General features: G+C 49.0%; 21 protein-coding genes. 18 read left to right on the top strand and 3 right to left on the bottom strand.

Annotated elements, in window-relative coordinates; all coding sequences use genetic code 11:
- The first annotated feature begins 604 nt into the window (after nt 1-604).
- Nucleotides 605-739, top strand: a complete 135-nt coding sequence (locus HMPREF1212_RS27480) for a hypothetical protein (RefSeq protein ID WP_255353065.1) — start codon at nt 605-607, stop codon at nt 737-739.
- Between the two features lie 379 nt (nt 740-1,118).
- On the opposite strand, the gene HMPREF1212_RS26990 is transcribed toward HMPREF1212_RS27480, so the two are convergent.
- Nucleotides 1,119-1,379 carry a hypothetical protein gene (locus tag HMPREF1212_RS26990; RefSeq protein ID WP_157317009.1) on the bottom strand — a complete coding sequence of 87 codons (261 nt, stop codon included), beginning with the start codon at nt 1,377-1,379 and terminating at the stop codon, nt 1,119-1,121.
- A 285-nt stretch (nt 1,380-1,664) separates the two neighbouring features.
- Between HMPREF1212_RS26990 and HMPREF1212_RS13385 the strand changes: the two genes are divergently transcribed.
- The 17 genes from HMPREF1212_RS13385 to HMPREF1212_RS26695 all read left to right on the top strand — a co-directional run bounded on the left by HMPREF1212_RS13385 (nt 1,665) and on the right by HMPREF1212_RS26695 (nt 19,723).
- Nucleotides 1,665-2,579, top strand: coding sequence for a tyrosine-type recombinase/integrase (locus tag HMPREF1212_RS13385; protein WP_052724993.1), 915 nt, complete (start codon nt 1,665-1,667; stop codon nt 2,577-2,579).
- A 475-nt stretch (nt 2,580-3,054) separates the two neighbouring features.
- Nucleotides 3,055-4,422 carry a DUF3575 domain-containing protein gene (locus HMPREF1212_RS13380; RefSeq protein ID WP_087880894.1) on the top strand — a complete coding sequence of 456 codons (1,368 nt, stop codon included), beginning with the start codon at nt 3,055-3,057 and terminating at the stop codon, nt 4,420-4,422.
- Nucleotides 4,423-4,444: 22 nt separating this feature from the next.
- Complete coding sequence (locus HMPREF1212_RS13375; RefSeq protein WP_052724992.1) at nt 4,445-5,356, top strand: DUF5119 domain-containing protein; 912 nt, start codon at nt 4,445-4,447, stop codon at nt 5,354-5,356.
- A 13-nt stretch (nt 5,357-5,369) separates the two neighbouring features.
- Nucleotides 5,370-6,320 (top strand): fimbrillin family protein, encoded by a 951-nt coding sequence (locus HMPREF1212_RS26345; protein WP_052724991.1) that lies wholly within the window; start codon nt 5,370-5,372, stop codon nt 6,318-6,320.
- A gap of 11 nt (nt 6,321-6,331) precedes the next feature.
- The gene (locus tag HMPREF1212_RS13365) at nt 6,332-7,249 is read left to right on the top strand and encodes a fimbrillin family protein (protein ID WP_046149689.1); all 918 of its coding nucleotides are present in this window, start codon (nt 6,332-6,334) and stop codon (nt 7,247-7,249) included.
- 36 nt (nt 7,250-7,285) lie between these two features.
- The gene (locus HMPREF1212_RS13360; RefSeq protein ID WP_046149688.1) at nt 7,286-8,275 is read left to right on the top strand and encodes a fimbrillin family protein; all 990 of its coding nucleotides are present in this window, start codon (nt 7,286-7,288) and stop codon (nt 8,273-8,275) included.
- Nucleotides 8,276-8,299: 24 nt separating this feature from the next.
- Entirely contained in the window at nt 8,300-9,268 is a 969-nt protein-coding gene (locus HMPREF1212_RS13355) for a fimbrillin family protein (RefSeq protein ID WP_046149687.1), read from the top strand.
- Nucleotides 9,269-9,300: 32 nt separating this feature from the next.
- Nucleotides 9,301-10,593 carry a fimbrillin family protein gene (locus HMPREF1212_RS13350; RefSeq protein WP_046149686.1) on the top strand — a complete coding sequence of 431 codons (1,293 nt, stop codon included), beginning with the start codon at nt 9,301-9,303 and terminating at the stop codon, nt 10,591-10,593.
- 3 nt (nt 10,594-10,596) lie between these two features.
- Nucleotides 10,597-11,691 (top strand): fimbrillin family protein, encoded by a 1,095-nt coding sequence (locus HMPREF1212_RS13345; protein WP_046149685.1) that lies wholly within the window; start codon nt 10,597-10,599, stop codon nt 11,689-11,691.
- Between the two features lie 74 nt (nt 11,692-11,765).
- Nucleotides 11,766-13,010 carry a BF2992 family fimbrillin-A clan protein gene (locus HMPREF1212_RS13340; RefSeq protein ID WP_046149684.1) on the top strand — a complete coding sequence of 415 codons (1,245 nt, stop codon included), beginning with the start codon at nt 11,766-11,768 and terminating at the stop codon, nt 13,008-13,010.
- A 45-nt stretch (nt 13,011-13,055) separates the two neighbouring features.
- A complete protein-coding gene (locus HMPREF1212_RS13335; RefSeq protein WP_046149683.1) occupies nt 13,056-15,809 on the top strand; it encodes a DUF4906 domain-containing protein in 2,754 nt (917 codons plus the stop codon).
- Between the two features lie 194 nt (nt 15,810-16,003).
- Nucleotides 16,004-16,291: an HU family DNA-binding protein gene (locus HMPREF1212_RS13330; protein ID WP_046149682.1), complete on the top strand. Its 288-nt coding sequence runs from the start codon at nt 16,004-16,006 to the stop codon at nt 16,289-16,291.
- Entirely contained in the window at nt 16,288-17,424 is a 1,137-nt protein-coding gene (locus HMPREF1212_RS13325) for a hypothetical protein (RefSeq protein WP_232430096.1), read from the top strand. The genes HMPREF1212_RS13330 and HMPREF1212_RS13325 overlap by 4 nt, the downstream gene beginning before the upstream one ends.
- A gap of 80 nt (nt 17,425-17,504) precedes the next feature.
- Entirely contained in the window at nt 17,505-17,999 is a 495-nt protein-coding gene (locus HMPREF1212_RS13320) for a hypothetical protein (RefSeq protein WP_046149680.1), read from the top strand.
- 167 nt (nt 18,000-18,166) lie between these two features.
- On the top strand, nt 18,167-18,613 hold the full coding sequence (locus HMPREF1212_RS13315; RefSeq protein WP_028726709.1) for an HU family DNA-binding protein: 447 nt from the start codon (nt 18,167-18,169) through the stop codon (nt 18,611-18,613).
- A 44-nt stretch (nt 18,614-18,657) separates the two neighbouring features.
- Nucleotides 18,658-18,864 (top strand): hypothetical protein, encoded by a 207-nt coding sequence (locus tag HMPREF1212_RS13310; protein ID WP_028726708.1) that lies wholly within the window; start codon nt 18,658-18,660, stop codon nt 18,862-18,864.
- Nucleotides 18,854-19,723 (top strand): D-Ala-D-Ala carboxypeptidase family metallohydrolase, encoded by an 870-nt coding sequence (locus HMPREF1212_RS26695; protein ID WP_046149679.1) that lies wholly within the window; start codon nt 18,854-18,856, stop codon nt 19,721-19,723. Before HMPREF1212_RS13310 ends, HMPREF1212_RS26695 begins: the two co-directional genes overlap by 11 nt.
- Here the strand turns inward: HMPREF1212_RS26695 and pbpC are convergent.
- Together pbpC and HMPREF1212_RS13295 are read right to left on the bottom strand one after the other, a co-directional pair.
- Entirely contained in the window at nt 19,693-21,990 is a 2,298-nt protein-coding gene (gene pbpC, locus HMPREF1212_RS13300) for a penicillin-binding protein 1C (RefSeq protein WP_198293282.1), read from the bottom strand. The two genes, HMPREF1212_RS26695 and pbpC, sit on opposite strands and share 31 nt — an antisense overlap.
- Before the next feature lie 49 nt (nt 21,991-22,039).
- Nucleotides 22,040-22,276: a hypothetical protein gene (locus HMPREF1212_RS13295; RefSeq protein WP_046149677.1), complete on the bottom strand. Its 237-nt coding sequence runs from the start codon at nt 22,274-22,276 to the stop codon at nt 22,040-22,042.
- Nucleotides 22,277-22,287 lie beyond the last annotated feature (11 nt).

Below are 22,287 nucleotides of genomic sequence, written 5' to 3'. Positions count from 1 at the left end.
CTTTAAATACCACTAAGGTACAATTAAACCGATTTATATTTAAAGTTCGCCCCGACCGGTTGCCGCCTTTAAATACCACTAAGGTACAATTAAACCGAACAACACAAGATTGTACTTATATCTAAGCTAACTTTAAATACCACTAAGGTACAATTAAACCACATAGAAATGAAAAAAAATGCGTTACCTCCTCCCTTTAAATACCACTAAGGTACAATTAAACCCTTATAGAAACCATAGATTTCCCCTGTTCTAAATACCTCCTAGCTTTGTTTGTTCCTTCTTTTCTGTCAATGATAGTTGTCGACCTTCAATTGTATGAAATACCTTGGGGATCGACAACTATCATCTACCTCTTATACTCTCCAAATCACATGTTTCTACTGTGTTGATGACAGCTATTCTACATTGTAGTCGACTAAAACAGAATAAAGCTTCCAAATATACATTATATTAATATATCCTGTAAGTTTTATTCTCCAATTTGTCCCGGTGTTTTTTATATTTGCATAGTAAATTGTTCCTTAGGGGTATTTCCCAAACCCATCCCCCCATTTTTTCTGTTATATTCCATGTCAATATCAATTTAAACAAGAAAATGAGTATGGAAGAAATGAATCGGATCAGGAAAGGGATGGCGCGTAATGGGTTTGTGATTTATGCGCTGGGAATTATTGACAAGATGGAGAAGGATGGAAGGTATGGGATATCCCAAGCCTATCGGAGCAGTGTGAAATAGTTTGCGCTGTTGGAGGAATGTTTTGTCGGATGGAGTTGACCGTGCATAAAACTACAAACGCTATCGGAGTGCACTGGTCTCATTTAACCGGCATCTGAAGAAAATAACTGTACTGAAAAAATTGAATCATAAAGTGATAAATTTGGAATAGGGTCAACCCTTTATTTGTCAAACTGTCAACCATCCTTCCCCCTGAAGCCTTTCTACAGGCGTCGGGTAGGGGGATGGTTCAAATATTCGCTTCTCCTGAAGTTAAGGGATGACAGAAAGAGGGGGAGGGAGATATAATACGAACTATTTGTAATGACTTTTCCAATAGACTCCCGGCCGGTTTCTGCGGCTGCTACTTATTCTTATCGAATAGCATCAAAATATCTTTTTAGAATTGAACCGTTTTGTTTGGCTTCCGGAAAGCTGAAGGGAGGGATTGTGCCTGATTTCTTACTTCGGGAGGGCAAAAAGCGGAATTACCTGCCAGCTGATTACCACTACCCGGCAGGTAATTCCCATCAGCTGCCGGGTGAATGCCTATTACCTGCCGGCTGGTTGAAAATAGCAGCCGGGTAATTCTCTTTATGACCGTGCTGGTTGGTATGAAACAGGTGCTATTGAGTGCAAAAGACGCCTGAACGACTCCCATAAGGGAATTAGTGAAAAAGGTGTGTTGTAAATTTGCTCGATATCTGATGATTTTGTTATAATATACCCCGCAAATGTATCATTTCGACATTCTCTAAGGACGCTATCAGACGCTCTGAAATGTATAGCTAAACACAATCTCCGTTACTATTCTTAACTTAATGACATTGAGCTGAAATAGCCGGCACTCTTGCTATCTAAGCTTGTGGCTTCGTGGTCAAAGGGAAGTAACCTTTATCTGTCGTTGAATGTTATAACTTTGTCATTTCTTAAAATATGAGAAGTTATGAAAAACAAGGATTTTTACACACAGATGAAGCTGCAGGAACAGGAGAAACGCTCTGCAGGCGATGAAAGTACAGCCGACCTTTACAGGGCGGTTCGCAATCACTTTATATGTTTTACCGGTAACCGGGAGTTTTCGCTGAAGGAGGTGACTCCGCAAATAGTACAAGCCTTTGTGGAGTGGCTGCGCGAAAAAGGCCTGCGGGTGAATAGCGTAAACAGCTACCTGAGCAACCTGCGTGCCATGTATAACCGTGCATGCCAGGGATGGAAAAAACGTCCGCTCGATTCGCCTTTTGCCGGACTGCGGTTGCGGCGGGAAGAGACACGGAAGCGGGCTATGCCTGCCCGGGTGATCAGGCAGATCGCCCTGCTGGATTTGAAAGAGGAACCCTGTAAACAAAAGGCTGCCGATTTGGCTCTTTTTTCTTTTATGGCGTGCGGAATGCCTTTTGTGGATCTGGTGCATCTGACACGGGAGAACCTCAGTGAAAACGGGAAGGTGCTGTCTTACCACCGGCAGAAAACCGGAACGCTGATCCGGATGGAGGTGAGCCCGGGAATGCAATGCCTGATAGACCGGTACAGCCGTCCGGATGCAACGTATCTTTTTCCGCTCTTGCCGGAGGGAGCCACACACGAACAATATAAGTATTGCCTGGCCCGGCAAAACCAATATCTGGAAGAGATCCGTTTACTTTTGGAATGGGACGGGACATTGACTACCTATGTGTTCCGTCATACCTGGGCGTCGGAGGCTTACCATAATCATATGGAGATCGGTCTTATCAGTCAGATGTTGGGACACACTACGGAAAAGATGACGCGCAATTATCTTTCGGACTTCGAACTCGATAAACTGGCAGAAGCAAATAAGCAAGTTATTGGAAAAATAGAGTCGCTGATAAGAGGATGAGTATTACCCTTATTTATGTAATAAGGTAAACGCGGTGCTTTCTAATTTATATTCAACCATTTACAATCTGTATAAATCGCATATAAATTGAGATAACGCTGCAAAGATAGAAATAGAAAATAAGAAAACCAAGGCCCACCTGCTTATTTATTAAAATAAATATACCGACTTCATATAAATTTACACTATAACCTGTTATTCCTGTTAAATCAATGAAAAATGGAACATGCAGAACAATAGTGTGTTAGGATTGCTATTCCTTTAAAGTCCGTTAAGAAATACAGGCAATAGATATACCTTATATTTTCTCGGAAAAGACCTCAAATAATTTCAATCCGACCATTATTTCAGGTAAAAACACATGTTTTTACCTCTTCTTGAAGCTGCTTTTTGCTCTGTTTACCTTATTACATAAATAAGGGTAGAGAAATGGAGAAAAAACTGAATATCAAAAGCTAATAGGGAGATGTATAGGATGAGACAGCAAATACGTAAAAAGACAATGGAGATAGTGAAAGCAGTGTGCCTGTTCGTGTTTTCCGCGCTTTTCTCTGCGGGAGTAAATGCTCAGACTACATCTTATGTGAAAGCGGAATCTTTTTTATTCTCCTTCCGGGAAGCGAATGATATGTTCCTTGCCGATTATGGAGATAATGCCTATTGGCTGCAACGGATGAATGAATCTCTGCAGGCTTCTCGCGTACATTTATTAGAAGGTAATTCCCATCTGCTGATCGTAGCCCATGTGAGTGCATATGATTACGAGGATGAATCAGTGATCAACGAAGCAGCCTTGCGTGCCAGCCGTATACGCGCATATATTAAATCGAAATTAAATATCCCACACGAATGTGTAGCCTTCTATATCGACCGGAGCGGCAGTTATCGCGACCAGGTCCATGTCTACCGGGTTCAGATGCCGCTGCCCTGGTTTGCCAATCAGGAGATCAGTTGCAGCGAGAGCCGTTATCCGAATGCGGTGACGAGTGCGATTGCCCGTTATGGCTCAGTTCCGTATGTCGATTTATACCATCGAAATAGTACCGATAATTACGAACGTGAGGTGTATGTAATAACCGACCCGCTGTTCGACCGCTCGGAACTGGAAGATTACCGCCTGGCCGTTTCTGACGGCAAGCCTGATATACAAACGAAACAAACTATGCCGGTAGCCCATGAGAAACAGTCGGAAGAATATATCGATCCGGAAGAACCGGCAGTCGTTCAAACCACTCGACTTCAATTTGCGGCTTCCACAACACCCCGCTTACTGGCAGTAAAGACAAACCTGCTCCCTTGGGCAACGGTCGCTCCGGCTATCGATCTGGGAAGTGGTGGTACGGAGATACAGACAGGTTCATTCATGCCTAATCTGGAACTGGAATATTATTTCGCCCGGCGGTGGTCGTTGGCATTTTCGGCTTTGTATGCCGACTTCAGTTATGGAGGGGGTAAAGAGAATAAATGGGGACTGTCGGATGTAATACTGGCGTCCCGCTTCTGGCCCCTGGGGGAAGCAGACCGGTATAACTGGCTGAGTGTAGGCTTTTATGGAATGTATGGCGATTTCGATGTGCGTGGCGACAAGATCGGGGGCGAAGGCCTGTACGGTCGTACAGGAAGGTTCTGGTCTGCCGGTCTGTCTGTCGGTTGTCTGGTGCCCTTGGGAGCCGGTTTTGCGGTGGAGACGGTGGCGGAGGGCGGTTACCGTTCGGTGTTTGGCGGTAAAAAATACCGCTACGATGGGATAGACGGGAAAAATTACCTGGAAAGCCGTTTCACGTCGACGGGTGTCAGGTTGGGAGTAAAGTTGAATCTGCTTTATCGTTTCAGAATAAGATAACAGGATAACGGGAGGAAAAAATATGAAAAAGAAGGGAAACAGATCGGTGATAGGATGTCTGGCAGCAGTCTGTATGCTGTTGCCGGTGATGTCGTGCGTGTATCATGATCCGGACGAGGACTGGAACAAGAATGGTAAGGTACGGCTGATGCTGAACTGGAAAGAGAAGAAACGGCCTGTTGCGATGGATTATTATTTCTATCAGGACGGTGCAGCCCGTCCGGTCATCCGCCGTGGTGAAATTGGCGGTTATGAGGGGACGCTTCCGGCGGGCAACTATCGGGTGGCTGTGTGTAACCCCGATGGTGCCAATGTCGAACTACAGATGGAAAGCGGCTACGAATCGGCCTGTGCCGTGGCTCGTCCGGCTTCTGTGTTGAAAGCTGTTTCTTCTGGCGTGGAGCAGCCTCACGGACTGTATGGCACAGGCGGTGAACTGCTTTCGGTGAGTGGCAAAACCGACCGGATAGCGGAACTGTATCCCGTCAGCCTTGTGCGCGAGTTGGAACTGAACATCCGGGTAGTCGGTCTGAGCGAGGTGGAACGCCTGACAGGTAGCTTATCCGGTATAGCCCCGGAGGTGCATATCCCCACTGGAGAACCGCTTTATGAACGGACAGCTTCGGTCGGTTTTACTCCCGAAAAACAGCAGGGAGAAGTTTACAGTACGACATTAGGCCTTTTCGGACTTTGTCCGGATCAGGTGGAAGAGGAAGGCCGCCGTTCGTACCTTTCGCTGACACTGACATTGGCTGGCGGGTTAGGATTTACTTCACGTACGGATATCACCCAACAGGTGAATGAAGCGTATCGCAACAGTCTGTCTACCCGTATTGTCCTTGACCTGGAGGTCAGTCCTTCGTCGGTCGATGGCATTACGATCATTGTAACCGGTTGGCACGAAGGAACCGGCGAAGCAGGGAACGGCAATTAAAAGCAAGGAAGAAATGAAGATAAAATATAACAGATATATTGCTCCGGGGCGTTTGCTGCTGACTGTCTTGCTATTGGATGCAACGGTGGGTTGTTCAGGCGATCACGACGGCCGATCCATCGGTGAGACGGAAATCGTGCTGCAGTCGGTGACGAATACGGAAACAGGTACCATCCACGGGGAGGCAACGGGTTTCTCTGTGGGCGATACGCTGTTCTTTGCCCGGGGAAACACGCCGGGAGTGTATGGCGATACCTGGAAAGCCTGTCTGGCTACCGGCGGACGTACCGAGTTACTGGAGACACATTATTATCCGGCAGACAATAGCCCGGTCTATCTGCGCGGCTATTATCCGGGGGCGCAGCGGTCCACCGACAACCGGCTGTATTATACGCTCGACGGCAGTCAGGATCTGATGCTAAGCAATGAGCAATCGGGGCGTCTGACCGATATGTTCTGGCAGGAGACGAAGAGTTTCCGTTTCGAGCATTTGCTGACACAACTGCGCTTTGAGGTAAAGGCAGACAGTACGGCATGGGAAAAAGGGCTGGTGCTCCGGGCACTTCAGATAGGAGGTAGCCGCCGGCAGGTGGTGCTCGACCTGGAGAAAGAACAGTTGGCATTTGAAGGAGAAACCGGTTTGCTGACAGCTTATTCGGAGAGCGAACCGGATAAAGAAATGCTCCGGTTGGATACCACCTTCACGGTGGTGCCGGGACGCGTAACGGTAGAGCCGGGCGTCCCGCTTCTTCTGACGCTACGTACGCAGGATGCGGAAGGGCGGGAGGTGAGCTACGAACGGATGCCGGTATTTTTCCACACGCCGGACGGAGTGTCCGGGGCGGGCGTATCTTATCTGCTGCGTGTCACGCTCGATAGCGAAGCAGGATTGAAGCTCTGGTCGGAAGTGACGCCCTGGCAGCAGGGCGGTAACGGGAATGGAATCATTTATTCACTTTTTTAATACAAGCAATTATGAAACATGTATGGATGTATGCAGCCGCTTTGGCTGCGGCAATGGTCGGCTGTTCGGATAAGGATACGGACGGTGTAGGCGGCACGCAGGAGATCCGTGTCGGAGCCAAGGTTATTGGTGCGGTAGAAACGAGAGCGCCGGTAACGACGGGTAGTTCTTTTATGGCTGCCATCGCGGCATTTGAAGGAAGCAGCGATCCGGCAGACTGGACGGCAGTACCTGCCTGGACAAACTCGGTAACCCTGACGGCACAGGAACAGGCCACGGGCAATCTGGTGCCGTTGAATGTGATGAAAGTATATCCGCAAACGGGCAATGTGTATATGGCGGCCTGGCACCCGAATATTCTTTCACTCAATGGTGTGGTTACTTTTGGCCGTACCGGTACGGAAGATGTGATGTATGGCGGTATCGTAAGCGGTAGCAGCACGGTACCTGTCGGTGCCTTTAGCTTTACCCATGCGTTGACGCAGCTCAACTTCCAGGTGCAGGCAACTGCGCAGTACCTGACGGATAACCCGGGCAAGCAGATCACGGGTATCGATGTGATCGCTGCCGCTTATCCGCAGTCTATGCAGATCGGTACGGGGGCACTCACTTATACGGCTCCGGCCGACCTGCCGGTTCCCGGGCTGTTGCCGGTTAACCTGACTTCGAGTCTGGTATCGGCCGGTGTACCGTTTATGGTAGAGGCACTCGATGGAGTAAGCATCCGTGTACACTATTCGGATAACACAAACAGCGATGTGATTCCTATCATCAATGCAGCTACGAATACGCCGCTGGATGCCGAAGCCGGCAAATCGCATCTTATCACGCTGACTTTCCAGAAAACAGGAGAAGTCGGCATCCAGGGTTCCGCTACGGTCGCTCCGTGGGAGATCGGTGCGTCAGGCAACGGCAGTATCGTCGATTGATTTTTCTTAGATAACTCATTTAAATAAACAAGTGAAATGAAAACAAACAAGTATTTAGTAGTAAGCCTCCTGGCTGTTATGGCCCTGAGCAGTTGCTCGAATGATGAGAATTATATCGACGAGCCGAAAACAGCAGAGAATCTCGACCTGAGTGCCGGGATCAGTACATCTACCCGCGCAGTGATCGATGCCAATTACGGTAGCAACCTGAATGTAGCGTTTGTGCGTGTCGATAATCCGACATCTCCCGGCAACAACTGGATGTCGTCTGTAAATGCCGTCCGTGCGGGTGGAAATGGAAATACCGCCATTACGTTCGATAATACCGAGACCTATGCGGCTATGAATGTCGCATCTTATCTGCTCGGTTTCTATCCGCGTCCGGCTACTCCGACAACGGCAGGCAACCCGGTGAATGTCGGCTATACGATCACCGGTGATGAGGATATTATGGCAACCGCTATCCAAAGCGGTTCGACAAATGCCCATTTCCAACCTTTCACCTTCAACCACCTGCTGACGCAGTTGCAGTTTCAGTGTGTCGGTTCGTCTGATGCCCTTGAATTGTGGACCGGGATAACCTCCATCACTGTTCAGGATGTGCCTAATACGCTGACACTGGCTATTGATAAAGACCGGGTGAACCTGGTTCCGGAATTAAGCCTTGTCGGTGGTGCGCCTGATACGAATCTACCAATCTTCAACTGTCCGGATACTCTGGCGGCTGCTTCTTCCGACAAGCAAACAGGTTATATCATGTTGTACCCGACAGTAGGTCTGGGAGGTGCGGATGATACACCGATCACGCTGGAAGTCACCGGAATGTATAGGGCGACAACGTCGGTTGCAGCGCAGCAGGTAACCCGCACCGTTACGATCGACAATATTGCCGGTGGTGTACGGGCCAGCCAGTCGCATCTGCTGACCCTGACCTTCACGGTAGACGGCGAGATCAATATCACAGCCGGTATCGCCGAATGGCTACCGGGCAACGGTGGCGGAACGACTGTAACCCCTCGCGACTGATCCTTTTCATACATATAGCAGGAGATGAAGAGAATACTCATACTAGCAACCGTAGCCTTCTTTGCAGGGGCCACATCGTGTACGGACGGTGGAGAGGCAGTATTGCCGCCCCCCGTTCCGGAAACGACGGTGCGACTGGAAGGAGCCATCGGCTCTTCCACCCGTGCGGTGATCGGCTCCGGCTATGAAAAGGACCTGGAAGTGAGTTTTGCACGCAGTGACGAGACAGCTGTTTCAGCGGAGACGTATGGAGCTTGGAGCTTGTGTGATGCCGTGCGCAGCGGAGGGACAGGCAACCGTCCGATCCTGTTTGCTGAATCGCAGCTTTATCCGGAGGACGGAGGTTCGATCCGCCTTTGCGGCTATTATCCCCGCAGTACGGGTGTGACGGATAGTGGAGTTACTTTTGGGGTGGATGGTGATACCGATATTATGGCTACCGGTCTTTTGTCAGGCAGCCACTCTTCCCCGATTGTCTCCTGCTTATTCCGTCATTTGCTGACACAGTTGCAGTTTATCTGCTACAGCGACCGGGCAGCCGACTGGGGGAGTATTGTCCGTATCGAAGCGGAAAGTGTGCATACCGGCCAGCGGTTGGATCCGTCGGAAGCAACTCCGCAACTGACGGATATCTCGACGGAGGAACAAATACGTGATCTTAGGGTGGGCGGCATCGCCGGTCTTTCTATGCCGGAGATAGATGAAGCCGATCCGGTATTGCCGGAGGTGCAGGGGTATATCCTGCTTCCTGTTTCCCCTGAAACCGGTACGGAGACAGCACCGCTCCGGTTACGGATCGTCACTACGCACGACGGTAAGGGGAATGAAACGGAAACCGTCCATCACGCATCGGTCTTTGTCGAAGGTGGTTTTCAGGCAGGCGAGTTGCATTGCATTGAACTGCTGTTCAGCGGCCGTGGACTGGAGGTGGTCTCTGTCTCGGTGGCTGACTGGAACGATCATACGACAGATGGAGGAAATATTGATTTATAAACAAGAAAGAATAAACAAATAAAAGAAAAACAATGAAAAAGTTATTGACACTGGCTGCCGTATCGGCTGCCGCCATGCTGACAGCTACGAGCTGTTCTGAAAAAGAAACAGATGAAATATTGACTCCCGGTAACGGCAACGCTGTTGCCCTGGGTATCGATATGGGGGTGCAGGCTACAGCTACAAAAGCAGTGGTGGAAGGAAAAAAGATCACCTACGTTGATTATGATACTGAAGCCCGAGGATTGGGTATTGTTGTACTGAATGCTGCCGGAACGGCTCTCTATGCACCGGACAATACGGCTGACTATCCGGCCGGAAATACTACGGTTTGGTTTATGGGTGACGCTCTGGGTGCGAACTGGAAAGCGATTTCGGCTCTTGGTGGATCGTTTGCCGCTGCCACGGCTAAACCCTATTTCCTGACGGAAAACGTAGGACGTGTGTATGCTTACTATCCGCGTAGTGCCTCTTTTGATGGAACTACCGAAAGCGCGCTGAAGGTTGATTGCTCTGTCGAGCTAACGGGGAATATCGATGCAAGCATCGTTAATAATGCGGATGTTATCCGTAATGCCAGCGCCTGGACTTCCAATACGAGCGCCAGTGGTACTTCCAAAAGGCTTATAGCCGCTCCGACTGAAACGGACTATTTGTATTTCAGCGGACTGGCTGAAGATGGAACGCTTGCACGTTATGTTAATAACGGCCGTAACGGGGCACCGGCAACGGAAGATAACTGGAATACGAATACCACGAATCCGGGCTATCAGATATCCATGCAGATGGAGCATGCCATGACGATGGTGTCTTTCCGTGTGTATAACGACGGAACCATGACGGGGGAAAATCTGGAATTGACAAGGATCGAACTGAAAAATACGGCAGGTGGAACGGTACTTCAAACGAGCGGTACTCCTAAAATGGCGTTGAGTAACGGTAGTATAGATGGTTTGGCCGGAGTAACAGCAGACAATATAGTCCGTACTATCACTAACTACGTGCTGCCTAAACAGGTGCAGGCCGGTACTGGGGAAGATGCGACGCATTTTATTGAGTCAGCAAGTAATCCACGTGTAAACGGTAAGACTGTATCTAAAAAAGTCGGTATGCTTACCTATCCGATCGCTACTATCGAAGAGGGTGATCTGGAAGCAGAACTGACAATCGACGATCATATATTTACGGCCCGTATACCTGCCGGTACCTGGCCTGCCGGTACAAATACGATCTATACGATTAAAGCTTCACGCCGTGCGCTGGAAATCATATCTGTAGATGTGACGGAATGGGCAACGGAAGATGGCGGTGAAATCGATATTTAAGCCATGAAACGACTGATAAGTATAACATTGTCGGCCATAATACTGGCTGGCTGCACGAACATGGAAACGGATATTCCGGAGCCGGGTCCCGGTGGTGAAGAAGATACCGGTGCCGTGTTGGGTATCAACGGGCTGAATCTGTCGGTAGATACGAAAAGTATTATCGAGGGAGTCGGTAATGACGGAGCAGGTAATCACCTGAGCGGTATCGGTGTGATGGTTACCAAGTTGAATGGAACGAAAGTGTCCTTTTATTCACAGGATATCGAGACTCAGGAATTCCATTATAACGGAACGGACTGGACAGCTGATGTTCCGCTAAATCTGGCCAATTCAGAAGGAACCGTTTATGCATGGGCACCGCTGGGATATGATGCGGCTATAAAATCATCCGTTCCGGTCGTACAGGGGTTGCCGATCCTGGCAGCACAGTCGTTTAACGTGAATGGGGCTGGTAACGAGTGGGATACCGAGCAGGAGGACCTCTTGTATGGGAGTGCCGCCGATACACCGGGCGATGAAACGCACCAGGCGGTGGATAAATGGAATCATACGGTCGACAATATGTATATGCAGCATGCACTGGCTAAGGTCAGTTTCCGTATCCGTAAGGCGAGCGGACAGGTGGTAAACAGTGACGATTATGTGAAGAAGATGGAGCTGACTTCCGTAACAGGCAACACGTTCGCTGTATCTCCGAGAACCTCGAAGGTGACAATGAACCTAACGGACGGTGCTTTCGGAGCGCTGACTACAGCCTCTTCGCTGACTTTTACCGCCGAATATCCTGCGCAACTGGCTGTGTACAGCGCCGATTATTCGAGTGTGACACATGCCCAAGCGTATGGATTGGTCGCACCGGCTACCGTGGGGGCTATGCGGCTGAAAATGACGCTCGGACCGGACGGACTACCGGATGCCACGACCGACCGTACATATGAAACCCGTGCGGACGATACGAGTCTCCAAAACGTAGTCTGGCAGAAAGGCAGGCATTATGTCTATACTTTAACTGCTACCGACCAGGGACTTGAAATAACAAATGTGGAAGTGGTCGGCTGGGATGATGCCGGCACCACCGAAGTACCGGTAGAATAACGCTATCCGGCAACCGACAGGGTGGATGGGGAGCGATACCCCGTCCATTCACAAGAAAAATAACATGAAATGATATGAAACATATCCATCTATATCTGAATAATCTGGCTTGTTGCTGCTACCTGTTGCTGCTGGCCGGATGTACGGCGGGATCGGTCGAAGAGATTGTTCCGGAAGAGGTACAGCCGGTCGAACTCAGTTTTGGAAAACCTGATTTGGGAGAGCCGGTAATCCTTACCCGTGCCGGTACCGCTCCGACACCCTTACCTGCGGGATCGACCGTACGTATTGCCGCTTATTTTACAGGTAGGATTGGAGAAACGTATAATCAGGCTCTTTTTTCGACAACAGCCCCTTTATCTGAAGCGACCTATGTGGTAGGAGCCGATGGCGCTTTGTTGCCTTGCCTTGTGAACGATAGTGGGCAACAAATTGCCGGGGAAGCCAGGGGATTGATCGTAAGGGGAGGTGTTTTTGATTTTTATGCCGTTTCTCCGGCGCGGCGGTTGGCGAAGGCTTCCGATAATAATTATAAGATAACGGATATACCCCATAAGGAAGATGTGATGACCGCTTTTGCCCGGGGTGTAACGGTTTCCAAAAACTCGCATGTGGTGACGCTCGGTACTTTCCGGCGGAAATGTGCGCTGGTGGTGTTTAATGTGGCTCCTTCGCCCGACAACGCGCTGCCTTTCGAAACATTGTACGGCACAAAGCTGGAACTGAAAAAGATTTCTTCTTCGGGAGCTTCCCTGATAGCCGGCGAAGATACGGGGATACCGCTTACCGGAGGGAGTACGGAGGCGGATGCGCAAGTGGTATTTGCCGAGGATGAATTTGAACCGGTGGCGTCGGGGCTCGGTGATATCGGCTTAAACAAGACAATGGGGATCCTTATTCCCAAAAACAACCGGCCTTTCGAGGTGGCGATCGAAGTACGGCGGGATAAAGAGGCGGCTACCCTGAAAGCGACGATCGACAAGAATATCACTTTCGATGAAGGCAAACGGTATGTTTTTACGCTGGAGGTAAAGAACAACGAAAGCAGTCTGCTAATGAGGATACTCCACTGGAACATGGTGAATTTTACCGACACTGGCGTGGGTAGCCCCGACAACCCGTATCCCGATCCGGATATCTACGAAGGAATCGGTACCACTATAACAGTAGCCGTTTGGTCGGAAATCCGCTGGTATGATGCGGATGTGGGAGAAGGAGATAACAGCGGGCCGATTATTAACGATGGCACGGATGGTACGTTACAACCGCCTGTGGAAGACCTTATCAGTTGGAGTGATGCGGATGTCGGCCGCTCATAAAGGCAGGCATGTAGTCTTAGAAATATGGATTAAAAACAAAATAGAATGAAACGAGAAAGTAAAACAAGGCGCAGGCCTTTATTGAACATCAGAAAAGTGCGCATTGGTTTATCGCTGATGTGGGTGCTTGTGTTATCACTTCTGATGTTGGCCGGTTGTACGCAGACTGATGTGGAAGAAGATGTGATCCCTCCTCGTGCCCTGAAGGATGTGGATGCAGGGTTCAGCCTGAATGTGCTGGCAAACCAGCCACCGGTAACGCGTAGTATGACGTTTACAGCGGCCGGTACGATAGATACCGATACGCTGGCAACAGGGATAAACGACACGATACGCACCCGAGCCGCCAGTCCGCTGGGAGATGAAAGCCAGATAGTCGGTCTGTGGGTAGGACAGTATGATGTTGTGACAGGCAACCTGTTGTTCAGTAAGTATATCCCTTTGATAACCGATAATAAGGTGAACGTGAAGTTGAAACAAAGCGGAGCGGAGAGTCAGGTGTGGTTTGTGGCAAATGCCGGCGATCTGGGAGAAGTGGCTACCGAAAAGGCTCTGAAAGAAGAGGTATTGCCATATAGTTCCACCGGAACGGGCTTGCCTAATAATAGTTTATGTATGATGGTAGGAACATGGAAGGGGATTGTGCAGGTTGGCGGTATAGAAGATATAACCGTGTCGTTGACGCGTCTTCTTGCCAAGATTACGTTTACCTATTCGGTGGGTACGGATTTTGCATTTACTCCGACTTCGGTTGTTTTGAAGAATGCACCTACGGCGTCACAGGTGGTTGCTTCTACGGCCCAGTTGACAACGGGAGGTATCCGTTATAAGGACTATGCAGAGGCTTCCGGTGACATAGGTACTGCCTTTTACTGGTATCTGCCGGAGAATATGGCCGGCACAGTAGTAGGTGCAAACGAGGTTGATGCGGAGAAGAAGAAGATCGGTACCGGTGTATCGAATGCTACTTGTATCGAGTTGACCGGGAATGCCGAACAGGGTGGAGTAACATATACTGGCGTTACTTTCCGTTTTTATCCCGGTAGCAATTATAACAATTACGATATCGTACGTAATTCTCATTATATGATGAATGTTACGCTGATCGGTATCGACGTTTCCGACGAACGTATCACCGTGGGCGGGATACCTCCTGTCGATGTCAGTTCTGAGGGAATACCAGCAAAAGGCGGCGAGAAAGAGATACTGGTCACTGCCCGCCCGGGCGATAAATGGGAATTCGATCTGCCTGACTGGATGTCTGCTTTGCTGGATGATATGACAAATGTGGCTACAGGTGCCACCTTAACTCACCAAGGACCGGGCAAAGTGGCATTTATAGTTGAGGAGTCCAATCCGAAAGCGGAAAAGAGATCCGGTTTTTTTGATATCAATCTCAATGGTGAAGTGCAGCAAATAGAGATTGTTCAAACCGGTTCGACTCTGACAAGAGGAAGTAACATTTCGTTGGCGGCAGAAGCTGGCTCCGAGAATTCTTCTTCTTTTACAGCTACCGAGGGTTTGCCGTGGTTGGCCACCTTAAGCGATGACTGGCTGGATTGGTCAGACTCTAACTCCGGAACTTCCGGTAGCGCAACACCGACTGTTTCACAAGCGTTACATGTGAAGTCTACTGTCGCCAACCCATTGGAGCAGTCTCGTAGCGGAAAAATAACCGTGAAGATCGGAGCATCGGTACTCGATGCAAGTTATGACGGTTTGAAAGAAGAGATCACTGTTACACAAGCTGCTTCATCGGTCAAAAGTACCATAAATCCAGCAATACTAGCTGTAGCCAAAGATGCCACAGGTACGTATACACTGAAGGGAACAGAAGGGTTGCCGTATAACTTCACTGCTGGCTTCCCTTCGTGGCTGACAGTTACGGATGGAACAGCCTTTACTGGTGGTGGGACTACTACGGGGGAGGATCAACAGTTAACTTATAAAACGACTTCGGTGAATCCGAATGATTTCGATAGAGTAGCCACTGTAACGGTAAAGGCAGGTGAAATTTTAAAAGATGTGGTAGTAAAACAAGCCGCTTCAACATTTTCTGTATCCGATACAGAGATAGAACTGCCGAAAACTGCGACATCGGATTCTGTAATCGTGACAGGTACACTCGGTTTGCTCTGGACGGTAACTCCGAATATGCAAACGAATGGAATAACTCCCGGTATAATCGAAGGTACGGCAGACGGCACAGCTCAGATATTGAAGTTTTCTTCTACCGTGAATCCTGGTGATGTTCGTGAGCAAACTTTTACAATTGCAGTTACTGGTGGCAATCAATCAAAGAAGGTGAAGGTTAAGCAGCGGTCTAAAGCCATCAAGGTGACAATCGATCAGAGTGTCCTGAAGAGTTATCTAGCGAACTCGAAAGGAGTTGCATCAGCACCATCACCGTTTGATTACAATGGAACGCCCAATTATCATAACTGTACTGTAGATTTAAACGCAGAGACAATGAGCGGCTCATATTTGATAGAGGTGCAATCAGGGCAAACGTCTAGCGCGTTGAGCAATAGTGATGCTATTATTACATGTGAAAAACTAGATCCGAATAATAAATGGACGTGGCGACTGCCAACCGCTATCGAAATGTTTGCAATATTCCAAAGCCAGAACATAACTCCCCCAATTGATGAGGATCTGTATAAGAACATATGGTATAGGACGCTATCCCAGAGAAGTGCAGAACCTGCCGGCCAGATAGTTGTACAGTCGTCTGGACTTGTAGATGTTGCTGGTAGCAATGCCGAGTGGTATATCCGTTGCGTCCGTGATAGTTGGTAATGTTCAGTTGATTCAACGAGAGATGGTGGTCTGTATAGTGAGGTTTGAAGGAAATGGCCAACAGGAGGCGAAACTCCTCCTGTTTACTCTACAAGCATAACAATCAGATGTTCTCCTTACCCCTTACATTGGGATCTATGCAATAAAGTTTTCTAAGTAGAAAATTATACAACAATATAATAACAACAACAATCATGAACAAAACAGACTTAATCAACGAAGTAGCCTTTAAGATGGGCGTACCGCGATATCAATCGCTTAAATTTATCAATACGTTTCAGGTGGTGCTGGCAGATGCAATGAAAGAGGATAATACTATTGCACTGCAAGGGTTCGGCACTTTTTCTCCGTGGAAACAAACAGAGCGGGTAGGCCGTAATCCCCGTAAGGGAACAGCCTGCATTATTCCACCACGTACCAGCGTGAAGTTTAAACCGGGAAAGCTATTGTTGCATACCCTTAATTCGGAGCCGGATAAATGATGCGATACAAAAAACTAAAAGAGACAGCCGGGGTATTGGCGCTGGCTGCCACGCTCTTTTCCTGCGGAACCTTTCGGACGGAAACAGGCAGTAATCCGTCGCCCTCGTTGGTGCGTCATGCTGAAATTCCGCAGATGCAAATCGATGCAGCGGCTGTGTATGCCCGGATGGTGAGTTATGTCACGCCCGAGATCTGCATTGCCGTTCCCCGCACCATAACTCAAAAACTGACTGCTTATATCGCCTATCCCGCTGGTGGCATTACCGTCAATTCCCGCTATGGCAATAACCGGGCGGAGTTGGAGAAGCTATATGAGCAACTGGACGGGCTGTTGCAGGGCAGAAATCCGGTAAAGAACGTCCGTTTGACAGGCTATGCCTCACCCGACGGTAACACATTATCCAATGAACGTTTGGCGGCTAACCGGGTACTGGCATTTAAAAAGTATCTGCAGGACAAACGATATCTGCCTGACGACAGCCGGATCACTATCGACTGGGTGGGCGAGGATTGGGAAGGGCTCGTTCGTTTGATGGAAACAGCTCCGGCAAAAAACTACGCTTCCCGCGTACAGGCATTGCTTGACAGTATACCTGATGCAGACATCCGGCGCAGGCAATTACGCAATCTGGATAAAGGAACTGTATACAAAGATTTGGAAAGATCCATTTTTGCCCGGTTGCGCCGTATTGAACTGGAAATAACCTATGAGGAGGAGAACACTGAAAAGGATACTGTCGATATGGATGTATTGGTTACCCGGGTGTATTCGTCGCCGGAGAAAATGCCGTTGGAGGAGTTGTTGCAGGTCGCTTCTCTTTACCGCCCGGGAACGGAACAGTATCGCGAAATATATGAACTGGCGGCTTACCGTTTTCCCGATTGCCGGGTGGCACAGTTGAATGCATCGGCCGCTTCGCTGGCACTCGGCGATAAAGAGGCTGCCCGCTATTTTCTGCAGCGATGCAGTAACGATCCGAGGTCGTATAACAATCAGGGTGTCCTGTTGCTGATGGAAGGAGAAACGGATAGTGCCTGCGGATATTTCCGTAAGGCAATGCCGGAGAATCCGCGTCTGGCAAGGGAGAACTTATCGGTGGCATTGAAAGCGATGTCATTGTCCGGCATGTAAGCGTAAAATCGTCTCGATTGCGTCGTACATGCTTGTTGGCTGGGAAGAGAATTCACTCTTTCCAGCTAATTTTTTATATTATGTACGATACATTGAAAGTATTGTTCGGCAGAAAGAAGCCGTCGGTAAGAAAGTTTGAAACTTTGTTGAGTGATTTACCCCCTGTCAGGCGTTTGTATTTCCGGCAGCTTGCCTATAAGGTGGCTCTTTGCGAATGGGATTATCTGACGGTGGATTACCAAACATTCCTTACCGATTTCCTTACCCGTGACTGGCAGCGATCGGTCGATTACCTGTTGGAACATACCGTGTTGGGTGAGCTGCGGTTCGAGCTGCAGGAACCGGATATCATCCAGCGTTTTATCGGCCTGATGGAAGGGAGGGCATTTGGCCATGAGGCCTCTTTTGTCCATCTGGCTTTCTCGCTCCGGCTTGCCTTTTCCTACCCTTATGACATCGAGTATTTCGGTGATAAACTCCGCTCGAAAATCCTCACTGCTACCGATCTCAATATGCTGAATAACAAGACCCCTGTCACCAACGAGCCGGGGTATATCGGGCCGCAGGTGAAATAAGTATAAAGAATAGGGGGGGAAGGGTTCGATGATAGAGAGGATAAATGCCTCGTTGCCGTGCTTGATGCCCTCTTACCTCCCCTTATTATCGCAGAGAGGTTCTATTTCTCTTATCCTATATTTGTTTTGTGTTTCGATAACGGGTATTAACTAATACATTATTTATTATGGCAATGAAGTTTAAGTTGGTAACAAGAAAGAACATGGGGCCGGATCAGAAAGAAGTACCGGAGAAAATCTATGCACAGATGGTGTGTGGCGATTATGTTCCTTTCGATGAATTTGTGGAAGAGGTAGCCGACAGTTCCGGCGTGGGTAGTGCGGGAGTGAAAGCGGTAATCGACCGTATGGTCGTTGTACTGGTACGCCACATGCAGCATGGCCGAAGGGTACAGGTTGGTGAGTTGGGGCATTTCCGTTATAACTTCGGATCGGATGGTGTAACGGATGGAAAAGATTTTGCTACCAATATGATCCGCGAGCCGAAGGTTCGTTTCTTTCCGGGGAAGGCGTTGCGTGTGGCTAAAGGACGTACGAGTTTTGAGAAAATCTCTCCTGACGATAAGAAAGAGGATGAAGGAGGGAATGAGGATGACAGACCGGTTATTGAGTAAACTGGCAGTAGACCGGTAACGGTTAACAGTTAAAGTGAATGACTATGAAACGGTTGACGGTTCAGTTGATTATTGCAATCCTGCTCACACTGAGCGGGATTGTTCTTCTCTTCAGCGGATTCTGGATCGATCCGCAGGGATTGATCGATAACAGCGTATTGGTGGCTTTCGGTGAGATCAGTACGTTTGCGGGTGCCCTTTTCGGGGTTGATTATACCTATAAATTTAAAATCAATGACAATGGAAAGTAAAAGTAAAAAGATCGGGTTAAGTGAACATTTCACGCTGGAAGAGCTTACGTATAGCCGTACCGCAGTTGAGAACGCAATAGCCAATGAACCGCCTACCCAGGCAAGGGCATCGTTGCAACATCTGGTAAATTGTCTACTGGAACCGTTGCGGCAATTATATAAGAAGCCGATCGCCATCCTGAGCGGTTACCGGAATAAAGAGGTGAACCGTTTGGTGGGCGGTGTGGCTACGAGCCAGCATGTAAAGGGGGAGGCAGCTGATTGCTATACTCCCGAAGGCCCGGAGAAGTTGCTGGAACTGTTGATGCGGTCGGGCTTACCTTTCGACCAGGCGATTTTATACAAACGCCGCCGTTTCCTGCATCTGTCATTGAAGCAATCCGGCAGGAACCGGATGCAGGTGCTTGTTTATATGGTTTGTGTTATCTGTTTGTTCACAGGGTGCGGGTTAAGGAATATACATCGATCGGAAAGTAATATCCGGTATGACTCCATCCGGTTCGATGGTGCCGATAGCTTGTTGTATCAAAGCCGTTCCATCCTTTGTGACTCGCAATTATGGGAATTGAAACAAACCGTTTATCTTCCACCTGACAGTTCGGGCAGGCAAGCCCTGCAAAGTATCACCGTCGCTCGTCTCCGGCAGGTTAGAAACCAAACAGACAGCTTGTCTGCTATCACCACCACACAGCAATCCTATTCCGTACTAACCACAGAAAATAACCAAAAACAAGAATCCCGCCGCTCCACAAATATCAGTCTCCCGATCTTGGTCATAGTTGGTTTTTGTTTGTTGGCCGGAGGCGTGCTCATAAAAATATATAGGGGTTACTTTACCTCGAAAAGTATCTTGCGCTGATTCCCCCAGTTGTCGATCAAGGTAAGCAGGTGTTTACCGGATTGCACTGAACAGGCGATCTGGTGGTTGTCGGTGGTTTCTCCGAGATAGGTGTCGTCGAGATGCCAGTAAATGGTCGCATCTTGGCGGGCATGGGCGGCTTTAAAGATGAACTTCTCCTGTTTGCCGGAAAATCCTTTCGGTAAGTATAGTATGGCGTTATGCTCCGGATAGATCAGTTCGATCTGCTGGCTTTGTGTCTGTTCGCATCCCGGTTTGATAGGGGGGAGCGGGATGTAGTCGATATGGTAGTTGCGATAATAATATTCCTGCGAGGGGGGCAGGACGAACCAGGGACGGGTGATCATCCGGTCTATCGACTCGCAGGAGCTGTTCACGCGGAAACGTCCGTCGGCCGACAGATGTATCAGTTTATGATAAGGGCATATCGGGGTGTTGATACCCGAGCGGGGAATATATAAGCTATCCACCTGGTCGCATATCTGTGAGGCTTTGTGTCCGCTGCTGCGGCATATGGCGGTTTGTTCCAGTTCATCGTAAGGCATATCGAACCATCCCCCTCCGGGTAGCAGGGAGAAGAGGTCGAACAAGACGGGGGCGGCATTTCCTACACCGGTTAGCCCCGGACGGCCTTCCCCCGAAGCATTTCCTACCCATACGCCGACCACATAGCGGGGAGTTGTTCCGACTGCCCAGGCATCACGCCCGCCGTAACTGGTTCCTGTTTTCCAGGCTATCTGTTTCATCGATTCAAACTGTTGCCAGTCGGCTTCTTCTTCCGGACGGTTCAGGGCGGACATGGCTTCGTAAGTGAACCAGATGGAAGCGGCAGACAAAAGCGGTTTGTCGGTAAGGAGTTTATCCGTAATCGAACGGATCGGGTTCTTTTCCTTATTCGGATAAGGAGTCAGCGGGTGGATATCCTGCGGGTTATACCGTCCGTTATATGGGCGGTAGTGGGTAAGGGTGCGGGATAAGGAAGCATACATTCCCGATATATCCCACAAGGTTCCTTCGGCACCGCCCAGAATAAGCGAAGCTCCGTAATGTTCTTCCGAAAAGCGGAGCGTAGTCATTCCCAAGGCCTTTAGTAAAGCCATGAACCGGCCTGTATTGTATTGCGACAGCATACGAACCAAAGGTACATTCAGCGAACGTTCGATAGCCCGGTGGGCAGGGACGGCTCCGTTGAATGTCTTGTTGTAGTTCTGCGGCATAAAGCCATTGATGTTTAACGGGACATCGGATACGAGGGTAGAGGGTAATATCTGTCCGTCGTGCAACATTCCGGCATAAAGGAAAGGCTTCAGGATACTGCCTGTACTGCGGGGAGAGGTGATGATATCGACTTGATTTCCCCGTTTCTCGTTTGCGCGGAAACTGGCGTTGCCGGCATAGGCCAGCACTTCTCCGGTTTCTACATCGGCAATGATGGCGGCCAGGTTATGGATATGGTTGGAGCTGAATTCGCGGGCGTAACGGTTGACCAGTTCCTGTGTCTGTTGCTGCAGGGAGTAGTGCACAGAGGAAGTGATACGTGTTCCCGGAGCACTGGCGGCAAGCCGTTCGAGCAAATGGGGAGCTTCGTCGGGCAATGGGACTGGGGCTTCGGGCAATGGTTCCATGCAGGATAGCTCGTATTCGGTGTTATCGAGGATTCCTCTGTTTTTTAATGTGAGCAGCAGATTATCCCGTTTTACCTTCAGTTGTTTGCGGTTTCGTCCCGGATGGATCAAGGCGGGGGAGTTCGGCAATACGGCAAGGGTAGCGCTTTCGGCCCACGACAGATCGGCGGCATTGCGTCCGAAGTACCGCCAGGCGGCTGTTTCGATGCCTACAACGTTTCCACCGAACGGGGCGTGGGAGGCATACAGGTTGAGTAATTCTTTCTTGCTGTGGGTCGTTTCCAGAAAGAGCGCCCAACACATTTCGATACTTTTCTCATAAACGTTACGGTCGCGGTTACCTCTTGCCAGGCGGGCGAGTTGCATGGTCAGCGTACTGCCTCCGCTTACTACCCGGTAATACCGGACATTCAGATAGACTGCACGCAGGATAGCAGCCGGATCGACTCCGGGATGGTAAAAGAAATACCGGTCTTCGTACGTTGTCAGGCAGGTAATGAATTTATCCGGCAGTGAGTCTGTTGCCGGAAACCGCCATTGACCGTCCGGAGCAATGCGGGCCCCTAGCAGATTGCCTTCGGATGAATAGAGTAAAGTAGAATAGGGAACGGGAAACAGGGTACGTGGAACCAAGATGTACATGATGCCCCACAGGAATAAGAAAAATAGGATAGGATATAGTATCCGGTTTTTATTTATCGTCATAATGCCCGGGGAGGATGCTATCCCATATATTGTTGATGTCTTTCACTTCTGTTGTTTTCCCGTTACTGATTTCTTTTTCAGCTTCTTTGATTCGCTTTATTAGTTTCGAGTCATTAGTGTGTTTTGTGAGGTGTTCCATTAAGTCATCAATATTTTTTGCCGTGTAAACTCTTCCTTCGGCAATATCATTCAGTGATTGGTCAATGCTATTTATAGTTCCCATATTCTTTTTGT

Origin of the sequence: Parabacteroides sp. HGS0025, from assembly GCF_000969845.1 — a bacterium.
Taxonomy (GTDB): Bacteria; Bacteroidota; Bacteroidia; order Bacteroidales; family Tannerellaceae; genus Parabacteroides; species Parabacteroides gordonii.
The sequence above is the reverse complement of the archived record's forward strand: the minus strand, read 5'-3'. Positions and strand labels throughout refer to the sequence as shown.